Origin of the sequence: Pseudomonas sp. BRG-100, from assembly GCF_000737955.1 — a bacterium.
Taxonomy (GTDB): domain Bacteria; phylum Pseudomonadota; class Gammaproteobacteria; order Pseudomonadales; family Pseudomonadaceae; genus Aquipseudomonas; species Aquipseudomonas synxantha_A.
Window position 1 is genome coordinate 4462238 of the sequence record NZ_JPRX01000001.1, and the last position, 26948, is coordinate 4489185.

21 protein-coding genes are annotated in these 26948 nt (G+C 61.4%); 12 read left to right on the top strand and 9 right to left on the bottom strand.

Going from position 1 to position 26948, the window contains the following annotated elements:
- Window positions 1-63: 63 nt before the first annotated feature.
- Window positions 64-1641, top strand: a complete 1578-nt coding sequence (gene guaA / locus JH25_RS07545) for a glutamine-hydrolyzing GMP synthase (RefSeq protein ID WP_005791155.1) — start codon at window positions 64-66, stop codon at window positions 1639-1641.
- A 212-nt stretch (window positions 1642-1853) separates the two neighbouring features.
- Here guaA and treR read toward each other — a convergent pair whose 3' ends face one another.
- Complete coding sequence (gene treR, locus JH25_RS07540) at window positions 1854-2558, bottom strand: trehalose operon repressor (RefSeq protein ID WP_032879617.1); 705 nt, start codon at window positions 2556-2558, stop codon at window positions 1854-1856.
- Between the two features lie 239 nt (window positions 2559-2797).
- On the opposite strand from treR, the gene treP reads away from it, so the two are divergent.
- The 5 genes from treP to JH25_RS07515 all read left to right on the top strand — a co-directional run bounded on the left by treP (window position 2798) and on the right by JH25_RS07515 (window position 10162).
- Window positions 2798-4240 (top strand): PTS system trehalose-specific EIIBC component, encoded by a 1443-nt coding sequence (gene treP, locus JH25_RS07535; RefSeq protein WP_032879618.1) that lies wholly within the window; start codon window positions 2798-2800, stop codon window positions 4238-4240.
- A gap of 122 nt (window positions 4241-4362) precedes the next feature.
- Window positions 4363-6009, top strand: a complete 1647-nt coding sequence (gene treC / locus JH25_RS07530; RefSeq protein WP_032879619.1) for an alpha,alpha-phosphotrehalase — start codon at window positions 4363-4365, stop codon at window positions 6007-6009.
- Window positions 6010-6077: 68 nt separating this feature from the next.
- The gene (locus JH25_RS07525) at window positions 6078-7298 is read left to right on the top strand and encodes a maltoporin (RefSeq protein WP_005791151.1); all 1221 of its coding nucleotides are present in this window, start codon (window positions 6078-6080) and stop codon (window positions 7296-7298) included.
- A gap of 48 nt (window positions 7299-7346) precedes the next feature.
- Window positions 7347-9881 carry a phosphoenolpyruvate--protein phosphotransferase gene (gene ptsP / locus JH25_RS07520; RefSeq protein WP_032879620.1) on the top strand — a complete coding sequence of 845 codons (2535 nt, stop codon included), beginning with the start codon at window positions 7347-7349 and terminating at the stop codon, window positions 9879-9881.
- Between the two features lie 2 nt (window positions 9882-9883).
- A complete protein-coding gene (locus tag JH25_RS07515) occupies window positions 9884-10162 on the top strand; it encodes a PTS transporter subunit EIIB (RefSeq protein WP_032879621.1) in 279 nt (92 codons plus the stop codon).
- Window positions 10163-10298: 136 nt separating this feature from the next.
- On the opposite strand, the gene mltF is transcribed toward JH25_RS07515, so the two are convergent.
- Window positions 10299-11759 carry a membrane-bound lytic murein transglycosylase MltF gene (mltF, locus tag JH25_RS07510; protein ID WP_005791148.1) on the bottom strand — a complete coding sequence of 487 codons (1461 nt, stop codon included), beginning with the start codon at window positions 11757-11759 and terminating at the stop codon, window positions 10299-10301.
- 286 nt (window positions 11760-12045) lie between these two features.
- On the opposite strand from mltF, the gene purL reads away from it, so the two are divergent.
- From purL to JH25_RS07495, 3 genes are all read left to right on the top strand, one after another.
- Complete coding sequence (gene purL / locus JH25_RS07505; protein WP_032879622.1) at window positions 12046-15942, top strand: phosphoribosylformylglycinamidine synthase; 3897 nt, start codon at window positions 12046-12048, stop codon at window positions 15940-15942.
- Between the two features lie 4 nt (window positions 15943-15946).
- Window positions 15947-16258, top strand: a complete 312-nt coding sequence (locus JH25_RS07500) for an NIF3 1 (RefSeq protein WP_003193986.1) — start codon at window positions 15947-15949, stop codon at window positions 16256-16258.
- Window positions 16259-16567: 309 nt separating this feature from the next.
- Window positions 16568-16861 (top strand): DUF6124 family protein, encoded by a 294-nt coding sequence (locus JH25_RS07495; protein ID WP_032879623.1) that lies wholly within the window; start codon window positions 16568-16570, stop codon window positions 16859-16861.
- Window positions 16862-16925: 64 nt separating this feature from the next.
- Here the strand turns inward: JH25_RS07495 and nagE are convergent, their stop codons facing one another.
- The 7 genes from nagE to JH25_RS07460 all read right to left on the bottom strand — a co-directional run bounded on the left by nagE (window position 16926) and on the right by JH25_RS07460 (window position 25426).
- The gene (nagE, locus tag JH25_RS07490) at window positions 16926-18629 is read right to left on the bottom strand and encodes an N-acetylglucosamine-specific PTS transporter subunit IIBC (RefSeq protein WP_032879624.1); all 1704 of its coding nucleotides are present in this window, start codon (window positions 18627-18629) and stop codon (window positions 16926-16928) included.
- 26 nt (window positions 18630-18655) lie between these two features.
- Window positions 18656-21166 carry a phosphoenolpyruvate--protein phosphotransferase gene (gene ptsP / locus JH25_RS07485; protein WP_032879625.1) on the bottom strand — a complete coding sequence of 837 codons (2511 nt, stop codon included), beginning with the start codon at window positions 21164-21166 and terminating at the stop codon, window positions 18656-18658.
- A gap of 30 nt (window positions 21167-21196) precedes the next feature.
- Window positions 21197-22207 carry an SIS domain-containing protein gene (locus JH25_RS07480; RefSeq protein ID WP_032879626.1) on the bottom strand — a complete coding sequence of 337 codons (1011 nt, stop codon included), beginning with the start codon at window positions 22205-22207 and terminating at the stop codon, window positions 21197-21199.
- Complete coding sequence (gene nagA / locus JH25_RS07475; RefSeq protein WP_032879627.1) at window positions 22200-23306, bottom strand: N-acetylglucosamine-6-phosphate deacetylase; 1107 nt, start codon at window positions 23304-23306, stop codon at window positions 22200-22202. Before nagA ends, JH25_RS07480 begins: the two co-directional genes overlap by 8 nt.
- Before the next feature lie 10 nt (window positions 23307-23316).
- Window positions 23317-24075: a GntR family transcriptional regulator gene (locus JH25_RS07470; RefSeq protein WP_005791139.1), complete on the bottom strand. Its 759-nt coding sequence runs from the start codon at window positions 24073-24075 to the stop codon at window positions 23317-23319.
- Window positions 24076-24336: 261 nt separating this feature from the next.
- Entirely contained in the window at window positions 24337-24840 is a 504-nt protein-coding gene (locus JH25_RS07465; protein WP_032879628.1) for a L,D-transpeptidase family protein, read from the bottom strand.
- Window positions 24841-24877: 37 nt separating this feature from the next.
- A complete protein-coding gene (locus tag JH25_RS07460; RefSeq protein WP_032879629.1) occupies window positions 24878-25426 on the bottom strand; it encodes an NUDIX hydrolase in 549 nt (182 codons plus the stop codon).
- Window positions 25427-25573: 147 nt separating this feature from the next.
- On the opposite strand from JH25_RS07460, the gene JH25_RS07455 reads away from it, so the two are divergent.
- The 3 genes from JH25_RS07455 to JH25_RS07445 are packed head-to-tail and all read left to right on the top strand — an operon-like array spanning window position 25574 to window position 26948.
- Entirely contained in the window at window positions 25574-26176 is a 603-nt protein-coding gene (locus JH25_RS07455; protein WP_005791136.1) for a CoA pyrophosphatase, read from the top strand.
- 35 nt (window positions 26177-26211) lie between these two features.
- Complete coding sequence (locus JH25_RS07450; RefSeq protein WP_032879630.1) at window positions 26212-26736, top strand: gamma carbonic anhydrase family protein; 525 nt, start codon at window positions 26212-26214, stop codon at window positions 26734-26736.
- Complete coding sequence (locus JH25_RS07445; RefSeq protein WP_032879631.1) at window positions 26733-26948, top strand: DUF1289 domain-containing protein; 216 nt, start codon at window positions 26733-26735, stop codon at window positions 26946-26948. The genes JH25_RS07450 and JH25_RS07445 overlap by 4 nt, the downstream gene beginning before the upstream one ends.

Sequence of the window (26948 nt, forward strand, 5' to 3'; positions counted from 1 at the left end):
AAGTAACCGGGGCTGTTCTTTCAGCCCCGAGTTGTTTCTGATTCATTAGACGAGACTGACTTCATGGCCCTCGACATTCACGCCCATCGCATCCTGATCCTCGATTTCGGTTCCCAGTACACCCAGCTGATCGCCCGCCGCGTGCGTGAAATCGGCGTGTACTGCGAACTGCACCCGTTCGACATGGACGACGCAGCGATCCGCGAATTCGCCCCTAAAGGCGTCATCCTCGCCGGTGGCCCCGAGTCCGTGCACGAAGCCAACAGCCCGCGTTGCCCGCAAGCGGTATTCGACCTGGGCGTACCGGTGTTCGGTATCTGCTACGGCATGCAAACCATGGCCGAACAACTGGGCGGCAAGGTGGAAGGCTCCGAGCTGCGTGAATTCGGTTATGCCCGTGTGGACGTGGTCGGCAAGAGCCGCCTGCTGGACGGCATTGAAGACCACATCGACGCCGACGGCCTGTTCGGCCTCGACGTCTGGATGAGCCACGGTGACAAGGTCACCAAGATGCCGGAAGACTTCCACATTCTGGCCAGCACCCCAAGCTGCCCGATCGCCGGCATGTTCAGCGACGAGCGTCGTTACTACGGCGTGCAGTTCCACCCGGAAGTGACCCACACCAAGCAAGGCGGGCGCATCCTGTCGCGCTTCATCCTCGACATCTGCGAGTGTGAAGCCCTGTGGACCCCTTCGAAAATCGCTGAAGACGCCATCGCCCAGGTGCGCGCTCAGGTCGGTACCGACAACGTGTTGCTCGGCCTGTCCGGCGGCGTGGACTCCTCGGTAGTTGCTGCCTTGCTGCACAAGGCCATCGGCGACCAGCTGACCTGCGTATTCGTCGACAACGGCCTGCTGCGCCTGCACGAAGGCGAGCAAGTGATGGCCATGTTCGCCGAGAACATGGGCGTCAAGGTGATCCGCGCCAACGCTGAGGAGCAGTTCCTCAACAACCTGGCCGGCGAGTCCGACCCGGAGAAGAAGCGCAAGATCATCGGCCGTACCTTCATCGACGTCTTTGATGCCCAGTCCAACAAACTGGACAACATCAAGTACCTCGCCCAAGGCACCATCTACCCAGACGTGATCGAGTCGGCCGGCGCCAAGAGCGGCAAGGCCCACGTGATCAAGTCCCACCACAACGTGGGTGGCCTGCCTGAGGAAATGAACCTCAAGCTGGTAGAACCGCTGCGCGAGCTGTTCAAGGACGAAGTCCGCCGTCTGGGCCTGGAACTGGGCCTGCCGTACGACATGGTCTACCGCCACCCATTCCCAGGCCCGGGCCTGGGCGTGCGTATCCTCGGTGAAGTGAAAAAGGAATACGCCGACCTGCTGCGTCGCGCCGACCACATCTTCATTGAAGAACTGCGCAAGGCCGACTGGTACCACAAGGTCAGCCAGGCGTTCGTGGTGTTCCAGCCGGTGAAATCGGTTGGCGTTGTAGGCGATGGTCGTCGTTACGCCTGGGTTGTTGCGCTGCGTGCCGTAGAGACGATCGACTTCATGACCGCCCGTTGGGCACACCTGCCTTACGAACTGCTGGAGACGGTCAGCGGCCGTATTATCAATGAAATCGAAGGCATTTCGCGCGTGACGTATGACGTGTCGAGCAAGCCGCCGGCGACGATTGAGTGGGAATGATCCTGCAATAGCAGGTGAGTGCTGAATAACAGAACCCCGGCCTGGTGCCGGGGTTTTGTGTTTTTGGGGATGTCAGTGCCTGATCAAGCAGCCTATGGTTGGCCAGGATGCACGCGAGGCATGACTCGCGCGATGTCGGAGCTTTCCGAATACCGAGGCACTCACCCAGAGTTCGAGGCGGTAGGGGAGAAGATGATCTTCCCGGATTACGCTCAGCGCCGCGCAATATCCGAAAAGTAAAACTTATCCAACGTATGCCGCGACTCGGTGTACTCGAACTGCCTCCCGTCCTGCAAAAACGTCTGGTTACTCACCACGATCACATGGCTTTGCCCATCAAGGTCCAGGTGCGCCTGGTCGTCTTTGCTGCGCGGCAGGGCTTCGATGGTGCGCTGTGCATAGCTGATCTGCAGCCCCAGCGTTTGCTCGATAAACGCGTAGATCGACTGCTCGGCAATCGAGTGGTCCAGGCCGGGGATCAGGTCGGCAACGAAGTGGTTGATGTCCAGGATCACGCGCTTGCCACCGATGCGTCGTACGCGTTTGACGCGGGTGATCAGCGTGCCGGGCTCGGCTTCGATGTGTTGCAGCAAAGAGCCTTCCAGCGGGATCTGGGTGAATTCGACGACGTCAGTGCGTACGTCATCGCCCAGGTCGGCGTGGGTCTCGTGAAAGCTGACAATGCCGCCCAACTGGAACTCGATCGGGTTGGGCGACAACACAAAGGTGCCCTTGCCATGGATTTTTTGCGCAAAGCCACGCTCCTGCAACTGCTCGATGGCGCGTCGCACGGTGCCACGGCTGGCCTGGTAGGCGTCCATCAGTTCGGTTTCGGAGGGAAGGCGCGTACCGCGTTGCAGGCGTTCGGTGGTGATGCTGGCAAGCAGATCCGTATAGATCTGGTTGTATTTGCTCATGAGATGGCTCTGTGCCTGGCTTGCATTCAAGGCAGGAACCTTAGTGGCAGAGGTGGGGTTTGTCCATTGGATAGCCGTGCAGGCGAGGGAAAAGTCTGACAGTAAGCTCCCACATATAAACAAAAGTGTAACTCGTACAGACGAGTTGTTGATTTAACTCGTACAGACGAGTACTTTTCCCTCCTCGGCGTGCTGCCAATGACTGCCACCCATAAAAACAATCACAGTGGAAAACGAGCATGAGCCACGACTATTCGTCTACTGCCCGCGAGATTCTCGAGCACCTCGGGGGCCGCGATAACCTTGAGCAAGCTGCCCATTGCGTGACCCGCCTGCGCCTGGCGCTCAAGGACCCAAGCCTGGTCAACGGCAATGCGTTGAACCAGGTCGATCTGGTCAAGGGCTCGTTCTTTACCGGCGGCCTGTTCCAGGTGGTGATCGGCCCCGGCGAAGTGGAGAAGGTCTATGCCGCCCTGCGCGAACTGACCGGCCTGGCCGCCTCAACCATTGCCGACGTGAAGAAAGCCGGCGGCGACAAGACCAACCCCATGCAGCGTCTGGTGCGGGTGTTTTCCGATGTGTTCATGCCGATCCTGCCCGCGCTGATCATCGCCGGCCTGTTGATGGGCGTGAACAACCTGATGGGCGCCAAGGGCATGTTCATCGAAGGCAAGACGCTGCTGGAGGCCTACCCGAACCTGGATGGCCTGTGGAGCCTGATCAACCTGATGGCAAACACCTCGTTCGTGTTCCTGCCGGCGTTGGTGGGCTGGTCGGCAGCCAAGCGTTTTGGCGGCAGTGAAATCCTCGGCATTGTGCTGGGCCTGATGCTGGTGCACCCCGACCTGCTCAACGCCTGGAACTACGGCAAGGCGGTCGCCGGCCTCGACGGCCAGAGCCTGCCGTACTTCGATATCTTCGGCTGGTTCCAGATCGAGAAGGTGGGTTATCAAGGGCAGATCCTACCGATCCTGATGGCCGCCTTCGTCATGAGCGTGATCGAAAAGTGGCTAAGGGCGCGGGTACCGAATGCGATTCAATTGCTGGTCGTGCCGATCACCACCATCGTTGTTACCGGCGTGCTGGCCCTGGCGATCATCGGCCCGGTCACCCGCCACCTCGGCATCCTGATTACCGAAGGCCTGGTCACCCTGTTTGAGATTGCACCCATGATTGGCGGGGCGATTTTCGGCCTGCTGTATGCGCCATTGGTGATCACCGGTATGCACCACATGTTCCTGGCCGTCGACCTGCAGCTTATTTCGACCCAGGGCGGCACCTTTATCTGGCCAATGATCGTCATGTCCAACCTGGCCCAGGGCAGCGCCGCATTGGGCGTGTTCTACATGACCCGCAATGCGCGGGACAAAAGCATGGCGTCCACCTCGGCAATTTCGGCTTATTTCGGCATCACCGAGCCGGCGATGTTCGGGGTGAATCTGCGCTTCAAGTTCCCGTTCTATGCCGCTCTGCTGGGCTCGGCGCTGGGCAGTATTTTCCTGTCGCTGAACAAGGTAACGGCTTCGGCCATCGGCGTCGGTGGCTTGCCCGGGTTTATCTCGATTGTGCCGAGTGCGATTCCGATGTTTGTGATCGGCATGATCGTGGCGATGGTCGTGCCGTTTGCGCTGACTTGCCTGTTGAGCATGAAGATCATTCGGCCTGGTTACCGGGTCGCCTGAAGATCGCTATCGCAGGCAAGCCAGCTCCCACAGTGATTTGTGAACACATTCAAGTGTGGGAGCTGGCTTGCCTGCGATGAGGCCAGAAGGGCCAGCACCCAACTCTACTGAAGGAACCCACCATGCAAACCTGGCAACACTCGGTGATCTACCAGATCTACCCCAAAAGCTTCCACAGCCACGCGGGTAACGCTACCGGTGACCTGCTGGGCATCGTCGACAAGCTCGACTACTTGCACTGGCTGGGCGTGGATTGCCTGTGGGTCACCCCGTTTTTGCGCTCACCCCAGCGCGACAACGGCTACGACATCAGCGATTACTACGCCATCGACCCCAGCTACGGGACCATGGCCGACTGCGACTTGCTGATCAGCGAAGCGGCCAAGCGCGGCATCAGGCTGATGCTCGACATCGTGGTCAACCACACCTCCGTCGAGCACGAGTGGTTCCAGCAGGCACGCAGCAGCCTCGACAACCCTTACCGCGACTTCTACATCTGGCGCGACCAGCCGAACAACTGGGAGTCCAAGTTCGGCGGCTCGGCCTGGGAATACGAAGCGCAGACTGGCCAGTACTACCTGCATCTGTTCGACCACACCCAGGCCGACCTCAATTGGGACAACCCCAAGGTGCGCGCCGAAGTGTTCAAGATGATGCGCTTCTGGCGTGACAAAGGCGTGGGTGGGTTCCGCCTGGACGTGATCAACCTGATCTCCAAGCCCGCCGATTTCCCCGAGGACACCAGCGACGGCCGCCGCTTCTACACCGACGGCCCGCATGTGCACGAGTACCTGCAGCAAATGCACCGCGAAGTCTTCGACGGCCATGACCTGATCAACGTGGGCGAGATGTCGTCCACCCGCCTGGAACACTGCATTCGCTACTCGAATCCGGCCTCGAAAGAGCTGTCGATGACCTTCAACTTCCATCACCTGAAAGTCGATTACCCCAACCTGCAAAAGTGGGTAAAGGCCGATTTCGATTTCCTGCAACTCAAGCAGATTCTCTCTGATTGGCAGACAGGCATGCAGGCCGGTGGCGGTTGGAACGCGCTGTTCTGGTGTAACCACGACCAGCCACGGGTGGTTTCGCGATTTGGTGATGACGGCGAATATCGCGTGGTCTCGGCCAAGATGCTTGCCACCGCGCTGCACTTCCTCCAGGGCACACCCTATGTGTACCAGGGCGAAGAACTGGGGATGACCAACCCGGGCTTTGACAGGATCGAACAATACCGCGATGTAGAAACCCTGAATATCTTCCGACTCAAGCGCGATGCGGGAGAGTCCGAAGCATCGAGCATGGCGGCGATCATGCAGAAGTCCCGCGACAACGGGCGTACGCCGATGCAGTGGAACAGCCAGGCCAATGCCGGTTTCAGTCGTGGCGAGCCCTGGATTGGCATCCCGGACAACGCCGCGCGCATCAATGTCGAAAGTCAGCTGGATGACCCGGACTCGGTGCTGCATCACTACCGAGCATTGATCGCCCTGCGGCGCCGCGAACCTCTGATCCAGCAAGGCGTTTATCGCCCGCTGCTGCAAGACCATTCCAAGGTTTGGGCCTACCTGCGTGAAGGCCAGGGCGAGCGCCTGCTGGTGCTCAACAACTTCTACGGCACGCCGTGCGAAATCCAATTGCCCGATCAGGTGATCAACGCGGCGTGCGAACAACGTTTGCTGATCAGCAACTACCCCGACTGCCCGGTGCGCACGAGCACGGTGGTGTTGCGCCCTTACGAATCGTTTGTGCTGCACCTCAAGGGCTAAGCCGCCCTACGGGCGATCGCGTCACGCAAGACAGTAAGAAATAACAATAAAAATAAAAGGAGCGCTTCATGAAAACAAAAATAAAGCTGGGTCTTATCGCCTCTTGCCTCGCTGCGCCGTTTGGCGCCCAGGCTCTGGAATTCGCCGGTTACTTGCGCAGCGGCGCAGGCACATCGACGGGCAGTGGCAAGCAGCAATGCTTCCAACTACCGGGGGCGCAAACCAAGTACCGCTTGGGCAACGAATGCGAGCAATACGCTGAGCTGGAATTGCGCCAGGACCTGCTGACCCTCGATGACGGGTCGGTGTTCAGCGTCGATGCCATGGCTTCCCTCTACAACCAGTACGACCGTGCCCTGAAATTCCAGGGCGAAAACAACGGTTCGGCGCGTATGCCGCAGATGTACGCGCAATGGTCCAACCTGCCCAGCCTCAATGGCGGTTCGCTGTGGGCCGGGCGGCGTTACTACAAGCGTAACGACATCCATATCTCCGACTTCTACTACTGGAACCAGAGCGCCACCGGAGGGGGAATCGAGGACGTGCTGATCGGCGGCTTGAAATACAGCTACGCGCTGTCACGCAAGGACAACCTGTACCAGAAGGAATACGCCACCCGTCACGACTTCAACGTCGCAGGTTTCAATACCAACCCTGGCGGCGAGCTGGAGCTTGGCTTGAGCTACATCGCCAAGGCTGGCGGGCGTGACGCCAACAGCGGATGGGCGCTGACCGCGCAGCATGTACAAGCTGCATTCCTGGGGGGCAAGAACAAGTTTGCCCTCCAGTACGGCGAAGGCCCAGGCACCGGCCTGGGCTATACCGGCAATACCGCGTTGGACAGGAGCAGCAAAAGCTACCGGGTAGTGGAGTTCTTCGACTGGCAGGTGACCCCGCGTTTCGGCGGGCAAGTTGAAGCGGTGTACCAGAAAGACGTGCGCCCAGGGCGCCAGGACCAGAATTGGATCTCCCTCGGCGTGCGCCCGGCGTATGCCATCAGCGAGCAATTCAAACTGGTCGCTGAGCTGGGTCACGATCAGGTTGACGCCACGGGGGGCACGCGCAAGTTGAGCAAATTCACGTTCGCTCCGACCTGGTCGCCCAAAGGTCCTGAGTTCTGGGCTCGGCCGGAAGTGCGGTTGTATTACACCTATGCGTCCTGGAACCAGGCGGCCAAGCGTGCGGCCAATGAGCTGGCGGCGGGTTCGGCATTATCTGATACCGGTGCCTATGGCACTGCGCGGCATGGCTCGAACATGGGTGTACAAGTCGAGTACTGGTGGAAGTAATTCGGTAGCTCCCAATGATCTTTAAAAAACACAACAACAGGTGAAGTCATGACCCCATCTAAACCCCTGACACTGCTGGCGCCCCTGTCCGGGGTCCTGCTGGCGCTGGATCAGGTACCCGACCCGGTATTTTCCGGTCGCGTGATCGGCGACGGGCTGTGCATCGACCCGACCTCGCAGACGCTCTGCGCGCCGTTGGCCGGGGTGATCAGCAACATTCAGGACAGCGGTCATGCGGTCAGTGTCACCGACGACAACGGCGTGCAGGTGTTGCTGCATATCGGTCTGGACACCGTAAACCTGGCTGGCCAGGGCTTCACCCGTCTGGTCGAGGAAGGCCAGCGGGTGGAGGCTGGGCAGCCGCTGATAGAGTTCGATGCCGACTATGTGGCGCTCCATGCACGCAGTCTGCTGACCTTGATGCTGGTGGTGAGCGGCGAGCCGTTTGAGCTGTTGGTGGCAGACCGGGCGTTGGTCGAGGCCGGCCAGCCACTGTTGCGAGTATTGACCGGGCAGGTATCTGCCGAGTTGGATGAGGAGGAGGGTAACGCGCTGTTCTCCAAGCCACTGACTGTGCCCAACGCTCATGGCTTGCACGCCCGGCCTGCGGCGGTGCTTGCCCAGGCGGCGAAAGGGTTCAACTCGAGCATTTACCTGCACAAGCAAACCCAGAGTGCGAATGCCAAGTCCCTGGTGGCGATCATGGCGTTGCAGACCTGCCAGGGCGACAGCGTGCAGGTGAGCGCGGCGGGCGAAGATGCCGAGGCGGCGATCCAGGCCCTGGTGGCGTTATTGCTCGACGGCTGTGGCGAGACCTTGCCGGTAGCGGTCGAGAAAATCAACACGCCCGCCGCGCCGGCGTCCTCGGCCACTGTGTTACGAGGTGTCTGCGCATCGCCGGGCTCGGCGTTCGGCCAGGTCGTCCAAGTGGCTGAGACGGCGCTCGATATTCCCGAAGCTGGCGTCGGAGAAACCTTTGAGCGGGCCGCATTGGCGCGCGGCCTACGGGCGGCAAGCGAGGCGCTGCAAGACTTGCAAGCCAAGGCGGCCGGCAGTGCCCAAGCCGAAATTTTCCGCGCTCATCAGGAATTGCTCGAAGATCCAACCCTGCTTGAACAAGCCTATAGCCTGCTGGCCGAGGGCAAGAGTGCCGCCTTTGCCTGGAACCGCGCCACAGTGGCGACCGCCCGACTCTTCGAGGGCTTGGGTAAGGCACTGCTCGCTGAACGTGCAGCGGACTTGGCCGACGTTGGTCGGCGCGTGCTCAAGTTGATCCTGGGCGTGCCCGAGCGATCCATGGAGCTGCCGGAGTGCGCCATCCTGGTCGCCGAGCAACTGACACCCTCACAAACCGCCGGCCTGGATACCGGTAAAGTCCTGGGCTTCGTCACGGTCGCCGGTGGCGCTACCAGTCATGTGGCAATCCTTGCCCGCGCGCTGGGCCTGCCGTCCATTTGTGGGGTGCCGAGCCAGGTATTGGCCCTGGCCAACGGCAAACGGGTACTGCTCAATGCCGACAAAGGCGAGCTGCATCTGGAGCCGGACCTGGCTGAAATCGAACAATTGCAGGCGGTTCGCCAACAGCAAAAGCTGCGACTGCAACGTGAGGTGGCACAGGCCTCACGGGCGGCGGTCACCCGCGATGGGCATCACGTTGAAGTCACCGCCAATGTCGCCTCGTTGCAGGAAGTGGAGCAGTCCCTGACCCTGGGCGGGGAAGGCGTGGGCCTGCTGCGTTCGGAGTTCCTTTACCTGGACCGCAACCGCGCCCCGAGCGCCGAAGAACAGGCTGGCACTTACAGCGCCATCGCCCGTGCCCTTGGCAGCGAGCGCAACCTGGTGGTGCGCACCCTGGATGTGGGCGGCGACAAACCCTTGGCCTATGTGCCGATGGAGAGCGAGACCAACCCGTTCCTTGGCCTGCGCGGTATTCGCCTGTGCCTGGAGCGCCCCGAACTGCTGCGTGAACAGCTGCGCTCGATCCTTGCCAGTGCAGGCTTGGCGCGACTGCATATCATGTTGCCGATGGTCAGCCTGCTGTCGGAGCTGCACCTGGCGCGCAAGATGCTCGAAGAAGAGGCATTGGCGCTTGGGCTGACCGAGTTACCGAAGCTGGGCATCATGATCGAAGTCCCCAGCGCAGCGCTGATGGCGGATGTGTTTGCGCCCCATGTGGATTTCTTCTCCATCGGCACCAACGACCTGACCCAATACACCCTCGCCATGGACCGCGACCACCCGCGTCTGGCCAGCCAGGCCGACAGTTTCCACCCGGCGGTACTGCGCCTGATCGACATCACGGTCAAAGCGGCCCATGCCCACGGCAAGTGGGTGGGGGTATGTGGCGCGCTGGCCTCTGAAACAGTGGCAGTGCCGGTATTGATCGGGCTCGGCGTGGATGAGCTGTCGGTCAGCGTGCCGCTGATCCCGACCATCAAGGCCACCGTGCGTGAGCTGGACCTGCACGACTGCCAGATCATCGCCCGCCAGGTGCTGGGCCTGGAAGAAGCCAATCAAGTGCGTGAGGCCCTGCGCCTGTACCACGCGGCCACCGTTGAAACATCATCTGTCGTGGAGCACTGAGCATGTTCGAGAAATTGCAGCGGGCGTTCTGGAAAGCCCTGACGCCTGATTTGGTGGCGGATTCGGTTGCCGCACCGACACCGAGCCTGTTGTCGGCCGAGGTGCTGAGTGCATTGGGCGGGGAGGGGAACGTTACTTCACAGAAGCGCGTGGCTCTCACGCGGGTGCGCGTGCAATTGAAGGAGGTGGGTGGGTTGGATGAGTCGGCGTTGAAGGCTGCCGGTGTACCCGCAGTAATGGTACTGCCGGGCGGCGTGGTCCATCTGCTCACCGGCCTATAAGGCTACGATGATCAAATGTGGGAGCCGGGCTTGCCCGCGATAGCAGTGTGTCAGGCGCCGAATACCTTGACTGTCAGGCCGCCATCGCGGGCAAGCCCGGCTCCCACAGGGATTTGCGGTGTGCGGGCTGTCGTGATCAGAGTTGAGGGCTGTCCTGCGGCGGCTTGGTCTTGTCCACACCCGGCACATGCAGGTTGCCTTCCACCACCTGGTTGCCTTCCAGCTGCGGCTGGGTCACCCAGGTGAGAATGTCGTAGTAACGCCGGATGTTCGCCACAAAATGCACCGGCTCCCCGCCACGCGCATAACCATAGCGGGTCTTGCTGTACCACTGCTTCTGCGACAAGCGCGGCAGCATCTTCTTCACGTCCAGCCACTTGTTCGGGTTCAGGCCTTCTTTCTTGGCCAGGATACGTGCATCGTCCAGATGACCGGTGCCGACGTTATAGGCGGCGAGGGCAAACCAGGTGCGGTCGGGCTCGGCGATCTTGTCGTCCAGCTCATCCTTGATCCTGGCCAGGTACTTGGCGCCGCCCATGATGCTCTGCTTGGGGTCCAGGCGGTTGGACACGCCCATGGCTTGAGCGGTGTTCTGGGTCAGCATCATCAGGCCGCGCACGCCGGTCTTGGAGGTGACCGTCGGTTGCCACAGCGATTCCTGGTAGCCGATGGCTGCCAGCAGCCGCCAATCGACTTTCTCTGCCTTGGCATAGGCACGAAAGTGCTTCTCGTACTTGGGCAGGCGTTGTTGCAGATGCTGGGCAAAGGTATAGGCGCCCACATAGCCGAGTACGTCGACATGTCCGTAATAACGGTCTTTCAGACGCTGCAACGTGCCGTTCTTCTCGACCTTGTCCAGGTAGCTGTTGATTTCGTTGAGCAGGCTGTTGTCGTCGCCTGCCGCCACGGCCCAGCTTTGGTTGCTGGCATTGCCGAGGTCGAACGCCACGCGCACATTGGGAAAGTACACCTGGTTCATGGCGACTTCGTTGGAGTCCACCAGGGTCAGGTCGATCTGCCCCTCGTCGACCATGCGCAGCAGGTCGACTACTTCAACGGCGTCGGACTCTTCGTATTCGATTGCAGGATTCTGCTTCTTCAGCGCCGCTAGTTGTTCGGCGTGGGTGCTGCCCTTGAGCACCATGATCTTCTTGCCCGCCAGATCGGCTGCATTGGTGGGGCGCGATTGGCCATTGCGATAGATGATCTGCGGGGTCACTTCCAGGTACGGGTGGGAAAAACGCACCTGCTGCTGGCGCTGCTCGCTGCTGACCAGGCCGGCGGCGGCCAGAACCGGGCCGTTGGGTTTGCCCAGCTGACCGAACAGGTCATCGAGGTTGTCGGCGGTCTCGATTTCCAGCTTCACGCCCAGCTCGTCGGCAAAACGCTTGACCAGTTCATATTCGAACCCGGTCTCCCCGTTACGGTCCTGGAAATACGTGGCCGGACTGTTCCGGGTGACCACCCGCAATACGCCATCCTCCTTGATTCGCTCAAGCGTGCTGGGCTTATCAACACAGGCACTGAGCGTCAGGAAGAGCAGGGTGGCGATGAGCCATTTGACCCATCGCGGGCGCAAAACAGTTGGGGAGAACATCTGCGCAGTATACGCAAACGGCCCGTGGCGCCATATCTCGACAGCGCTGCACTTGTCTGCTAGCGCGGTTAAAACTGTGCTGCAGCCCGCAGAAACGCGGCCTGGAGCGCCATTGTGACGGTTAAAATAACTGCCCTCGACACCGCGGATTTCCTGCCGATGCCGTGCAAACCCTGCCAACTGACGTTCGGCAGCGGCCACCGGTGCCGTTTCGGGTGCCGTTGGCGAAGGTTTACGCTAGAATGCACGGCCTCAAAGCACACCCCTTCCCGAGGCTGTCCCGAAGATGTTGATCCTGCGCGGCGCTCCTGCCCTTTCTGCCTTTCGCCACAGCAAACTCCTTGAGCAACTGAGCCAGAAGGTTCCAGCTGTTACAGGCCTTTACGCTGAATTTGCTCACTTCGCCGACGTTACCGGCGTCTTGACCGCCGACGAACAGCAAGTGCTGGCACGCCTTCTGAAGTACGGCCCAAGCGTTCCCGTTCAAGAGCCGACTGGCCGCTTGTTCCTGGTTCTGCCGCGGTTCGGCACCATCTCGCCCTGGTCGAGCAAGGCCAGTGACATCGCCCGCAACTGCGGCCTGGATAAAATCCAGCGCCTGGAGCGTGGGATCGCCTTTTACGTCGCTGGCCAGTTCAGCGATGCCGAAGCCGAGCTGATCGCCAGCAGCCTGCATGACCGCATGACCCAGATCATCGTCAGCCAGCTGGAGCAGGCTGCCGGCCTGTTCAGCCACGCTGAGCCCAAGCCGCTGACCGCGATTGACGTGCTCGGCGGCGGCCGCGCCGCCCTCGAGAAGGCCAACACCGAGCTGGGCCTGGCCCTGGCCGAAGACGAGATCGACTACCTGGTCAACGCCTTCACCGGCTTGAAGCGCAACCCCCACGACATCGAACTGATGATGTTCGCCCAGGCCAACTCCGAGCACTGCCGTCACAAGATCTTCAACGCCAGTTGGGATATCGACGGCCAAAGCCAGGAAAAAAGCCTCTTCGGCATGATCAAGAACACCTACGTGATGCACAGCGAAGGCGTTCTGTCGGCTTACAAGGACAACGCCTCGGTCATCGTCGGCTCCGTCGCCGGTCGCTTCTTCCCGGACCCGGAAACCCGCCAGTACGGCGCGGTGCAGGAGCCGGTGCACATCCTGATGAAGGTTGAAACCCACAACCACCCGACCGCGATTGCCCCGTTCCCGGGCGCAGCCACCGGTTCCGGCGGCGAAATCCGTGACGAAGGCGCCACCGGCCGTGGCGCCAAGCCCAAGGCGGGCCTCACCGGTTTTACCGTGTCCAACCTGCAGATTCCGGGCTTCGAACAGCCGTGGGAAGTGCCGTACGGCAAGCCTGAGCGCATCGTCACCGCGCTGGACATCATGATCGAAGGCCCCCTGGGCGGCGCCGCGTTCAACAACGAATTCGGGCGTCCGGCGCTGACCGGTTACTTCCGTACCTTCGAACAATCCATCACCACCCCGCGTGGCGATGAAGTGCGCGGTTACCACAAGCCGATCATGTTGGCCGGCGGCATGGGCAACATCCGTGAAGAACACGTCAAGAAAGGCGAGATCCTGGTCGGCTCCAAGCTGATCGTGCTCGGCGGCCCGGCGATGTTGATCGGCCTGGGCGGCGGCGCGGCTTCCTCCATGGCCACCGGCACCAGCTCGGCAGACCTGGATTTTGCTTCCGTACAGCGCGAAAACCCTGAGATGGAACGCCGCTGCCAGGAAGTCATCGACCGTTGCTGGCAATTGGGCGACAAGAACCCGATCAGCTTCATCCACGACGTCGGCGCCGGCGGTTTGTCCAACGCCTTCCCGGAACTGGTCAACGATGGCGACCGCGGTGGCCGTTTCGAACTGCGCAACATTCCAAACGACGAGCCGGGCATGGCCCCGCACGAAATCTGGAGCAACGAATCCCAGGAACGTTACGTGTTGGCCGTCGGCCCTGAAGACTTCGCACGCTTCCAGGCCATCTGCGAACGTGAGCGTTGCCCGTTTGCCGTGGTCGGCGAAGCCACTGCCGAGCCGCAGCTGACGGTTACCGATAGCCACTTCGGCAACAGCCCGGTAGACATGCCGCTGGAAGTGCTGCTGGGCAAAGCCCCGCGCATGCACCGTTCGGCGGTACGTGAAAACGAACTGGGCGATGATTTCGACCCAAGCACGCTGGAGCTGGCCGACAGCATTGAGCGCGTGCTGCACCACCCGGCCGTGGCGAGCAAAAGCTTTTTGATCACCATCGGCGACCGCACCATCACTGGCCTGGTTGCCCGTGACCAAATGGTTGGCCCATGGCAGGTGCCGGTGGCCGACGTTGCCGTCACTGCCACCAGCTTCGACGTGTATACCGGTGAAGCCATGGCCATGGGCGAGCGCACGCCGCTGGCCCTGCTGGACGCACCGGCGTCGGGCCGCATGGCCATTGGTGAAACCCTCACCAACATAGCCGCCTCGCGTATCGGCAAGCTGTCCGACATCAAACTGTCGGCCAACTGGATGTCCGCTGCCGGCCACCCCGGTGAAGATGCGCGCCTGTACGACACCGTCAAGGCTGTCGGCATGGAGCTGTGCCCGGAACTGGGTATCACCATTCCGGTGGGCAAGGACTCCATGTCCATGGCCACTCGTTGGAATGATGAAGGCACCGACAAGAGCGTCACCTCGCCACTGTCGCTGATCGTCACCGGTTTCGCACCGGTCACCGACATCCGCCAGACCCTGACCCCGCAATTGCGCATGGACAAGGGCACCACCGACCTGATCCTGATCGACCTGGGACGTGGCCAGAACCGCATGGGTGCCTCGATCCTGGCGCAGACCCATGGCAAGTTGGGCAAACAGGCACCGGACGTCGATGACGCCGAAGACCTGAAAGCTTTCTTCGCCGTGATCCAGGGCCTCAACGCCGACGGTCACCTGCTGGCTTACCACGACCGTTCCGACGGTGGTTTGCTGACCAGCGTTGTCGAAATGGCCTTCGCCGGTCACTGCGGCCTGAATATCGTGCTCGACAGCGTTGCCGAGGATGCTGCCGAAATCAACGGCATCCTGTTCAACGAAGAGTTGGGCGCCGTGATCCAGGTTCGCCAGGACGCGACTCCGGACGTACTCGCACAATTCAGCGCTGCCGGCCTTGCCGAATGCGTGGCGGTGATTGGCCAGCCGATCAACAACGGCGAAGTCAATATCTCGTTCAACGGCGACACGGTCTTTACCGGTCAGCGCCGCTTGCTGCAACGCCAGTGGGCCGAGACCAGCTACCAGATCCAGCGCCTGCGCGACAACGCCGACTGCGCCGAGCAGGAATTCGACGTGATCCTGGAAGAAGACAACCCGGGCCTGAGCACCATGCTCAGCTTCGACGTCAACCAGGACATCGCCGCGCCTTACATCAAGAAGGGCATTCGCCCACAGGTTGCCGTACTGCGTGAGCAGGGCGTCAACGGTCAGGTGGAAATGGCCGCGGCGTTCGATCGCGCCGGTTTCAATGCGATTGACGTGCACATGAGCGATATCCTCGCCGGTCGCGTTGATCTCAACGAGTTCAAAGGCCTGGTGGCCTGCGGTGGTTTCTCCTACGGCGACGTGCTGGGTGCCGGTGAAGGCTGGGCCAAGTCGGCCCTGTTCAACAGCCGTGCTCGCGACGCGTTCCAGGGCTTCTTCGAACGCAACGACAGCTTCACCCTGGGTGTGTGCAACGGTTGCCAGATGATGTCCAACCTCAGCGAACTGATCCCGGGCAGCGAGTTCTGGCCGCACTTTGTGCGCAACCGTTCCGAGCAGTTCGAAGCCCGTGTCGCCATGGTGCAGGTGCAGGAGTCCAACTCGATCTTCCTGCAAGGCATGGCCGGTTCGCGTATGCCAATCGCCATCGCCCACGGTGAAGGCCATGCCGAGTTCGCCAGCGAAGAAGCGCTGCTTGAAGCCGACCTGTCCGGCACCGTGGCCCTGCGTTTCGTCGACAACCACGGCAAGGTCACCGAAAGCTACCCGGCCAACCCGAACGGCTCGCCACGCGGCATTACCGGCCTCACCAGCCGCGACGGCCGCGTGACCATCATGATGCCGCACCCGGAGCGCGTATTCCGCGCCGTGCAGAACTCGTGGCGCCCGGAAGAGTGGAACGAAGACGGCGCCTGGATGCGCATGTTCCGCAACGCGCGTGTGTGGGTGAACTAAGGCCGTGTACAAGCTCGCCTTCTTCGTGCCCGACAGCCATGTGGAGACGGTGAAAACCGCCGTCTTCGCAGCCGGCGGCGGGCGCATCGGCGACTACGACAGCTGCGCCTGGCAAGTGCTGGGCCAGGGCCAATTCCGCGCGTTGGACGGCAGTCAGCCGTTTATCGGGCAGGTCGGCCAGGTTGAAGTGGTTGAGGAATGGAAGGTTGAGCTGGTGGTGGCGGATGAGTTGATTGTGGCTGTTGTGGCTGCTCTCAAACTTAGCCACCCGTATGAGACTCCAGCGTATGAGGTGTGGCAGTTGGCGGATTTTTGATCGGCTGGCTGCATAAACAAGAAACCCGCTGGGCCAGTTTGGTCAGCGGGTTTTTTGTTGGCTGTAAGTGCCAATCGCAGGCAAGCCAGCTCCCACATTTGACCCCGTTGTCAGACCGTACATCAATCCCATGTGGGAGCTGGCTTGCCTGCGATGGCGTCGGTGCAAGCGCCTCAGAACTTTCCGACAAGCCTTTCAGGTTGTCCGTCGGAACTCGCACAACTAACCTTCTCGAGTCGCTGCCAATTCAGTGACCGGGACTGCAAGCCTGAAAAATCACTAGGAGCCTATTCCATATGGAGTTTAATGATGATCAGCGACAACTTGCTAACTGGTTCAATCTCATCTCAAGCCGAGTCCCGCCAAGCTGGTGATTTACCGTCCGACCAGATCTTCACCGTAATACCCAGTCTGAACAGCGAAACCCTGCTCGCCAATGCTTCCCAAGACCTGGCATCCGTGCAGGCACTGGCGGGTCATCTGGCTTTTGATGTCGACGGTCCGCAGCGTGATGCCGTGCTGGGGATTCATCGAATGGTTGAGGGCATCCAGTTGATGGTGGATCGGGTGCTGGATTTAGTTGAAGTGCCTGAGCAGAAGTAATCAGGCGCCTGTGAGGGCCAATCGGGAGCAAGCCCCCGATGAGGCCAGAAAAGCCACTACAGCTCTAAACCCTGGCGCCGACCTCACGGCCACTGACCAACCGCTCCAACGCCTCACCCAAGCCAGAGGCCTTGTCACCAACCAACAAGTGCCAAACACCGCTCTCAAGCTGACTCACACCTTGGCAACCGAGCGCAGTGAGCTGAGCTTCAGACAACCCCGAATCATCCCCCAACTCCACCCGCAACCGGGTCATCGCCACAGCTTCCAGCTGGCGCAAATTCCCTCGGCCACCCAGCGCATTCAGCCATTGCTCGGCCTCTTGCACATTCACCGTCAGGGGCTTATCCACAGGTGCAACCGCTACAGGCGCTGCAACAAACCCTGGCATGGCCAAACGAATTTCATCAGCAATGCTATCGGCCATCGGCCCGACCACCACCTGCAAACTCCCGCCGTTACCCGGGCGCACTACAGCCATGGCGCCCAGTGCTTTCAGTTCAGCATCCACCGCCTTGTTGCGATCAACCATGTCCAACCGCAGCCGCGTGGTGCATGCACCCACACTCAGCAAGTTCTCAGCACCACCCAACGCCTGGATATAAGCCGTAGCACGCTGGTTATCACTCATCGCTTCAGCCTGCACCACCTGGATATCTTCACGCCCCGGCGTCTTCAGGTTGAAGCGGCGGATGCAGTAGCTGAACACGCTGTAGTAGATCACCGCGTAGGCCAGGCCCACCGGCACCACCAGCCAGCCATTGGTGGACTTGCCCCAGCCCAGCACCATGTCGATAAACCCACCGGAGAAGGTAAACCCGAGGTGGATGTTCAGCATGTTGGTGACTGCCATCGACAGGCCGGTGAGCAGCGCGTGAATCAGGTACAGGAACGGTGCCAGGAACATGAAGGCAAATTCAATCGGTTCAGTCACCCCGGTCAAAAACGAAGTCAGCGCCATCGACAGAAAGATCCCGCCCATGACTTTACGGCGCTCTGGCAACGCATTGCGGTACATCGCCAGGCACGCAGCCGGCAAGCCGAACAGCATCACCGGGAACATGCCGGTCATGAACTGGCCGCCTTTGGGGTCGCCGGCAAAGTAGCGCGTCAGGTCGCCCGTGACCACCGCGCCGGTTACCGGGTCGGTGAAGCTGCCGAACACGAACCACGCCATATTGTTGAGGATGTGATGCAACCCGGTGACGATCAGCAGGCGGTTGAACACGCCAAACACGAACGCACCCAGGCTGCCGCTTTCCATCAACAACACGCCAAAGCTGTTGATGCCGTGCTGGATCGGCGGCCAGATCAGACCGAAGATCACGCCCAGGCCCACCGCCGAAAACCCGGTGACAATCGGCACAAAGCGTCGCCCACCAAAGAACGCCAGGTACTCCGGCAGCTTGATGTCCTTGAAGCGGTTATACAGCCCGCCCGCCATCAGGCCACTGGCGATACCGGCGAGCATGCCCATGTTGATGGTGGTATCCATCACCTTGAGGGTCGAGATCATCACCAGGTAGCCAATCGCCCCGGCCAGGCCGGCGGTGCCGTTGTTGTCGCGGGCAAAGCCCACGGCGATGCCGATGGCGAAGATCAGCGCCAGGTTGGCGAAGATCGCCTGCCCGGCATCATGCATCACCGCGATGTTGAGCAAGTCGGTGTCGCCCAGGCGCAGCAAGAGGCCGGCGATTGGCAGGATCGCAATCGGCAGCATCAGGGCGCGGCCCAGGCGTTGCAGGCCTTCGATAAAGTGTTGGTACATGGCGTGTCTCCCTATTCTTGTTGTTTTCAGCTCAGCGGCCAGTGGTGTTGACAGGCTTGGCGAACGGCCTTGGCACTGCTCAGGTCGAGCAGCTCAAGGCTCAGTTGCCGGCATTGCGCCGCGTCCAGGTGGCGGACGCGGTCCTTGATTTCGCCGATCTGCGGCGGGCTTACCGACAGCTCACTGACCCCCAGGCCGACCAGTACTGGCGTGGCCAGTGGGTCAGACGCCAAGGCACCGCACACGCCGACCCAACGCCCGTGTTTCGCCGCACCGGTGCAGGTTTGGGCGATCAGCCGCAGCAAGGCAGGATGCAGCGCATCAACGCGGGCGGCCAAGCCTGCGTGGTCGCGGTCCATCGCCAGGGTGTACTGGGACAGGTCATTGGTGCCGATGGATAAAAAGTCCGCGTGTTCGGCCAACTGCTCGGCCATCAGCGCGGCGGCGGGCACTTCGATCATCACGCCCAGCTCGGGGCGCTGCGTCAGCTCCAGCTCCACGCACAGTTCATCCAGGCGCTGGCGAATCTGCAGCAGTTCATCCACCTCGCTGACCATCGGCAACAGGATGCGGCAGCGCGCCAACGGCGAGACTTGCAGCAGGGCGCGCAGTTGCTGGTCGAGCAGTTCAGGGCGCACCTGGGCCATGCGAATACCGCGCAGGCCCAGCACCGGGTTCGCCTCGACGGGCAGCGGCAGGTAATCGAGCTGCTTGTCGCCACCCACATCGATGGTGCGGATGATCACCGACTTGTCACCCATGGCATCCAGCACGGCCTGATAAGCCTGGCGTTGTTCCTGCTCATCCGGCGCGGTACGGCGGTCAACGAAGAGGAATTCAGTGCGCAGCAGGCCGACGCCATCGGCACCGTTGTCAAACGCCACCTGGGCTTCGGCGCTGGAGGCGACATTCGCCGCGACTTCAACCGTCACGCCATCGGTGGTGCGCGCTGGTTGTTGGGCTTGGGCCTGTTGTTGCTGGCGTCGTAATTTCTGTGTTTCGCGAATCTGGTGAACTTCGGCGTGGCGCGCTTCGCTGGGGGCCAGTTCCAGGCGGCCGTTGGCGGCATCGAGTACCACCCGCTGGCCTTGGGGTACGTCGAGCACTTCATTGCCCAGGGCGACGAGACACGGCAGGCCTTTGCCCCGGGCCAAAATCGCCACATGGGAGGTCGCACCGCCTTCGGCCATGCAGATGCCAGCGGCGTGTTGCTCGCTCAGTTGCAGCAAGTCCGAAGGTGTCAGCTCATGGGCACTGACAATCGCCCCCGCCGGCAATTCGAAATGCCAGGCTTCACCCAGCAACGCACGCAGCACCCGTTGTTGAAGGTCTCGCAGGTCATTGGCGCGCTCGGCAAACAGTGGTTTGCCCAACGCCAGCAGCACGGCGCATTGGGCCTGGATCGCATCACGCCAGGCATGGGTGGCGGCGCTGCCTTGTTCGATGGCAGCGGTGGCTGCGTCGAGTAATGCCGGGTCTTCCAGCAGGGCGAGGTGGGCGGCAAAGATCTCTTCTTCTTCGACGTTCTTGCGTTGGCGCGCCTGGCCCAGCGTATTGCGGATTTCGCCGCGCACTTGCTCAAGGGCGGCATCCAGGCGTTGCAGTTGTTCGTCGACGCTATGATTGCCGCTGTCTTGCGGCAGTTCGATGCCCGTCAGGCGGAACAATGGCCCACATACCAGGCCCGGTGCCGCGCATACGCCTTGCAGCACATTGGCTTCGGTATTCGCCCGGCGTGGTGTGGCAACGACCGGCGCGTGATGCTCCTCGTGGATCGCCACGGACAGCGCGGCGACCAATGCCTGTAACGCCGCCTCGCCATCCTTGCCACGGCAGGTCACCCGTACCTCGTCACCTTCGCCAATACCCAACCCCATCAGGCCGATCAGGCTGTCGCAAGCCGCGGTCTTATCACCGAAGTGCAGCTGCGATTGACTGCTGAAGCCCTGGGCAGTCTTGCGGATCAGCGCGGCAGGGCGCGCATGCAAGCCGCCACGATGGGTGATGCGTACCGTGGCGCTCACTTGCGCGACCGAGTTATCCACAGCGTTTTGAACCGGCGCGGATGTGCGCAGGGCAATCCGCATCAGTGATTCACCGAGCTTCACGGTCTTGCTCGCGATGGGTTGCAGTTCGAAGCGCTCACTGTTGGTCAGGATGATCAGGCTCACCAGGCTTTTGCACTGGCGCGCAATGCGGTCCAGATCAAACTGCACCAACGGCTGGCCCTCGCTCACCCGTGCGCCATCCTTCACCAGCAAGGCAAAGCCTTCGCCATTGAGCTCCACGGTGTCGATGCCCACGTGCATCAGCACTTCGGCACCGTTGTCGGCGCGGATGGTCAATGCATGACCGGTGCGGGCGACATGGATGATCACGCCGTCACAGGGTGCATGCAGGCAATCGTTCAACGGGTCGATGGCAATCCCGTCCCCCATGGCGCCGCTGGCGAACACTTCGTCGGGGACGCTGTTCAGGGCCAGCACCGGCCCACTCAAGGGGGCGCTTAAGGTCAATGGATTATTGTTGTTGGGCATGGGCACGGTACTCATCAGGAAAACGCCGCTTTAGTGCGTACGGGTGACTTTGCTCAGGTGGCGCGGCTGGTCCGGGTCCATGCCCCGTGCCTCAGCCAGGCCGGCGGCCATCACGTAGAAGCTCTGGATCGCCAGGATCGGGTCCAGGCTCGGGTGTTCGGCGCGACTAAGGGTCAGGTCGCGTTCGGCGATATCGTCCGGTGCGGCCAGCAGCACGCGGGCGCCGCGTTGGCGCATATCGGCGGCCAGGCTCAACAGGCCGGGCTGCTCGGCGCCGCGTGGGGCGAACACCAGTAGCGGGTAGTTTTCGTCGATCAAGGCCATCGGCCCGTGGCGTACCTCGGCGCTGCTGAAGGCTTCGGCCTGGATCGCCGAGGTTTCCTTGAGCTTGAGCGCTGCTTCCTGGGCGATGGCAAACCCGGCGCCGCGGCCGATTACCATCAATTGCTGGCAGTCGCGCAGGGCCTCGATGGCTTGGGTCCAATCTTGCCGGGCGGCTTCACGCAAACCGTCGGGCAGCGCCTGGCAGGCTTGGAGCAACTCGGTTTCCTGGTTCCAGTGGCCGATCAATTGCGCGCTGGCGCTGAGGGTGGCGATAAAGCTCTTGGTTGCGGCCACGCTTTGTTCCGGGCCGGCGCACAGTGGCACGTGGAATTCACAGGCGGCTTCCAGCGGCGAGTCTTCGGCGTTCACCAGCGAGATGCTCAGGGCGCCGCGCTTGCGCAGCAGTCGCAGGCTGTTGACCAGGTCCGGGCTCTGCCCCGACTGGGAGAACCCAAACGCCACCTGGCCGCTGACTTTCATCGGCGCCTGCAACAGGGTCACCACCGACATCGGCAACGACGCCACCGGGATGCCCACATGCTGCATGGCCAGGTAGGCGAAGTAGCTGGCGGCGTGGTCGGAGCTGCCGCGGGCAATGGTCATCGCCACTTGCGGCGGCTGGCGACGCAGGCGACCGGCCACTTCTTCCAGCAGCGGATTCAGGCGTTGCAGTTGTGCCGCAACGGCGTCGCAGGAGGCCAGGGCCTCTTCAAGCATTTTTGAAGTCAATGGTTTCTCCTTCGACCATTACGTCGGTGAGTGTCAGGGAGCGGTCCAGGCGCACGCAGTCGGCAAAGCTGCCGGGTTGCAGGCGGCCGCGTTCTTCCAGGCCCAGGTAGTCCGCAGGAAATTGCGACAGGCGTTGTGAGGCTTCGCTGATGGGCAGGCCGATTTTCACCAGGTTGCGCAGCGCCTGGTCCATGGTCAGCGTGCTGCCGGCCAGGGTGCCGTCGGCCAGGCGTACGCCACCCAGGCATTTGGTCACGGTGTGGCTGCCCAGCTTGTATTCGCCATCGGGCATACCGGCGGCGGCGGTGGAGTCGGTCACGCAGTACAGGCATGGGATCGAGCGCAGGGCCACGCGCATGGCACCGGGATGCACATGGAGCAGATCCGGGATCAACTCGGCGTATTGGGCGTGGGCCAGCGCGGCGCCGACGATGCCGGGCTCACGGTGATGCAGCGGGCTCATGGCGTTGTACAAATGGGTAAAGCTGGTGGCGCCGGCGGCGAGGGCGGCGACGCCTTCTTCATAACTGCCCAGGGTGTGGCCGATCTGCATGCGCACGCCGCGTTGGCTGAGGGCGCGGATCAGGCCGTCGTGGCCGGCGATTTCCGGGGCGATGGTGATCACTCGGATCGGCGCCAGGCGCAGGTAGTCTTCGACTTCGGCCATCAATGCGGTGTGGGCGAAGTTGGGTTGGGCGCCGAGTTTGCCCGGGTTGATGTAGGGGCCTTCCAGGTGCACGCCCAGTACCCGGGCGCTGCCTGTCGGGCGTTGCTCGCAGAACCTGCCGAGTTCACCGAGGACGCTGGTGATTTCTTCCACCGGCGCCGTCATGGTGGTGGCCAATAGCGAGGTGGTCCCAAAACGCACGTGGGTGCGGGTAATGGTCTCGAAGGCCTGCGCCCCTTCCATGATGTCGGCACCGCCACCGCCGTGTACATGCAGGTCGATAAAGCCTGGCAGCAGGTAGGGCAGGTCGTTGTCATCCGGGTCGCAAGGCGTGCCTTCGATGGCAACCACCTTGCCGTGTTCGTGCACCAGGCGGCCGCGCATCCAGCCGTTGGGCGTGAGGATATTGTCTTCTGACATGGGCAGTTCTCTAAATTCGCAATTCGGCGGAGTAGTCATGACGGCGCAGCTCTGCGACAAAGTCGTAGTAGTCGTTGCGGCAGTAGGTGTCGGTGATTTCAATCGGCGTGTTGTCGGCGGTGTAGCCCACGCGGGTCATCAGCAGCATGGCGGTGCCGGGGGCGATGCCCACCAGCTTGGCGAACTCGTCCGAGGCGTTGATCGCCTGGATATGTTGCAGGGCGCGCACGATGGGCTTGCCGATGCCTTCCAGGTATTCGTACAGCGAATTGCCGATGGCTTGCGGGTGTGGCAACACCGAGGCGGGCATGGCGGTCATTTCAATCGCCATGACCGTGTCATCGGCTTTGCGCAGACGCTTGAGGCGCGCCACTTTGTCGGTGGGCGACAGGCACAGGCGGATCAGCTCTTCGTGGGTCGGCGGGGTGATGTCGCGCTCCAGCCACTGGGAGGTGGGCACAAAGCCCTTGAGCCGCAGCATTTCGCTGAACCCCGACAAGCGCGACAAGGGTTGTTCCAGGCGCGGCGTGATAAAGGTGCCGGAGCCCTGGCTGCGGCGGATCAGGCCCTGGGCAAGCAACACTTCCAGCGCTTTACGGGCAGTGACCCGCGAGATGCTCAACTGCTCGCTGAGCGCACGCTCCGAGGGCAGGGCCTGCTCGGATTTCCACTGGCCGGCATGGATCGCGGCTTCAAGGCTGCGAGCCAGTTGCAGGTACAGCGGCGTGGATTGCTTGTCGTCGGGGCGCAGGGCCAGGATGGGATTCATCTGTCAGGTTTCCGATGCGTTATTGGAGTGTTGTCGCCCGGTAATGGCCGGAAATTAATACCACTTAAATACCATGTCAATGCCACCAAAAGTGCGCAGGTACCGGTTTTAGCGCATCTCAACGGTGCGCGGTATCAAGTGGTATTAGAGAGGTCTTTGTTGCGTGCACAAATGCGCAGCTCGCTCGGCGAACTGGTATTCACTGGCGCGGGCTGCCTGGGGCAGGAATTATTTTCGAATTATTTTACGAACGGTCCTGGATCAGGGCTGAATCTCGATCATGGTGCCGTCTTTGACCAGGCTCCAGACTTCGCGCATGTCCACGTTGCGCATGCCGATGCAGCCGTCGGTCCAGTCCAGGGTGTGAAACCACTGTTCCGGGTAGTCTTCGGTGTCGGGCGTGCCGTGGATCATGATCATGCTGCCCGGTTTTACCCCTTCGCGGCGGGCGCGGGCAGCGTCGCTGATGTTCGGGTAGGAGATGTGCATGGCCAGGTTGAAGCGGTCGCTGGTCTTGCGCCAGTCGATCCAGTAGAAACCCTCGGGGGTACGGCGGTCGCCTTCGATCAGCTTGTGGCCCTTGGGGTTCTTGCCCAGGGAAATGCGATAGGTCTTGAGGGGCTTGCCGTCGTTGATCAGTTGCAGTTGGTGCGCGGACTTGAGTACCAGGACTTTTTCGACGGTTTTACCGCCGAGAGTTTCCACCGTAGAGGCTGGGGACAGCGTGGCAAACGACAGGCAGATAAGAGCAAGCAACCAACGCATTGAAACGGTATCCCTGATAAAGGTGCTGCCTGGAAGGTTATTTGGTTGGGCGTGTCATCGGCGGGACCGACTCGCTGCGCACCGGGTACACCTGTTGGCGACGGTCAGCGAAAAAGCATTCTAAGGTACGCCCGACCGTGCGGAAAGCCAGCTCGGACCAAGGGATATCAGCTTCATCGAACAGCTTCACTTCAAGGCTTTCCGGGCCTGCGGCAAAGTCCAGGTCGATCAGCTCGGCGCGGTAGAAAATGTGCACCTGGCTGATGTGCGGCACATCGATCAGGGTATAGATGCTCAGGTTACGCACGCGGGCGCAGGCTTCTTCCAGGGTTTCACGCATGGCCGCCTGTTCCACGGTCTCGCCGTTTTCCATAAAGCCTGCGGGCAGGGTCCAGTAACCCAGGCGCGGCTCGATGGCACGGCGGCACAGCAGCACTTGATCGCCCCACACCGGTACGGTGCCGGCGACGATATTGGGGTTTTGATAGTGAATGGTCGAACAGTGATCACACACAAAACGCAGGCGTGCGTCGCCTTCGGGAATACGTTGGGTAACCGGTTTACCGCACTGGCTGCAGAAATTCATGCTGGGGTTCCTGGAGAATGGGCACATCTTGGCTTGGTGCCGGGCGTTCCTGCAAGTTGTCGTTTAGCGACAGCCCTGCGGTTTTGGGGTTGGGCGCTTGCACGCTTTGGTGCATGATGCAAGGTAGCCAACAGACCGAGATGACTCATGCTGGACGAGCTACTTCGCCGGGTAAGCAATCACACTCCCCACCTGCTTGAGACTGACGGGCGTTTCCCCGAGGCCGCGGTGCTGGTACCGATTACCCGCAGTGATGAACCTGAGCTGATCCTGACCCTGCGCGCCAGCGGCCTGTCGACCCATGGTGGCGAAGTGGCCTTTCCTGGTGGGCGGCGTGACCCGGAAGACCCGGACCTGATCTTTACCGCCTTGCGCGAAGCCGAAGAAGAAATCGGCCTGCCGCCAGGCCTGGTTGAGGTCATAGGCCCGTTGAGCCCGCTGATTTCCCTGCACGGCATCCGTGTAACGCCCTATGTAGGCGTGATCCCTGACTACGTCGAATACCTGGCCAACGACGCCGAAATCGCCGCCGTCTTCAGTGTGCCCCTGGAGTTTTTCCGACAGGACCCACGCGAACATACCCACCGCATCGATTACCAGGGCCGAAGTTGGTATGTGCCCAGCTACCGCTTCGGCGAATACAAGATCTGGGGGCTGACGGCGATCATGATCGTCGAGCTGATCAATCTGCTCTATGACGACGCCAAGATCAGCCTGCACCAGCCGCCCAAGAGTTTTATCAATATCTAAGCCATCGCATGAATGGCAAGCCGTGAGGGAAAACCATGAAATACCGCCTGGGCGATGCCCGCGTCGAGACCCATCCCAACAGTTGGGTCGCACCCAATGCCACGCTGGTGGGCAAGGTCAAGCTGGAGGAGGGCGCCAACGTCTGGTTCAACGCGGTGTTGCGCGGCGATAACGAACTGATCCTGATCGGCAAGAACAGCAACGTGCAGGACGGCAGCGTAATGCACACCGACATGGGCTACCCGCTTACCCTCGGCACCGGCGTGACCATCGGCCATAACGCCATGCTGCACGGCTGCAGCGTCGACGACTACAGCCTGATCGGCATTAACGCGGTGGTTCTCAATGGCGCCAAGATTGGCAAGCACTGCATTATCGGCGCGAACTCGCTGATCGGTGAAGGCAAGGAAATTCCCGATGGCTCGCTGGTCATGGGCTCGCCGGGCAAGGTGGTACGTGAGCTGACTGAGGCGCAGAAACGTATGCTCGAAGCCAGCGCCGCGCACTATGTGCATAATTCGCAGCGCTATGCCCGAGACTTGGTTGAGCAGGAAGAATGAGTGCAGTTGAACGGCCTGTAGCCTCGCCCTGTGTGAATATTTGCGCGCTGGACGAGGACGATATCTGTACCGGCTGCCAGCGCAACGTGGACGAGATTACGCGTTGGGGCCGCATGGATAATGCCGAACGCCGGGTGGTGTTGGGGTTGTGTCATGAGCGGGCGGTGGCCAGTGGGATGGTGTGGATGACGCCCAAAAGCTCGGGTGCCTGA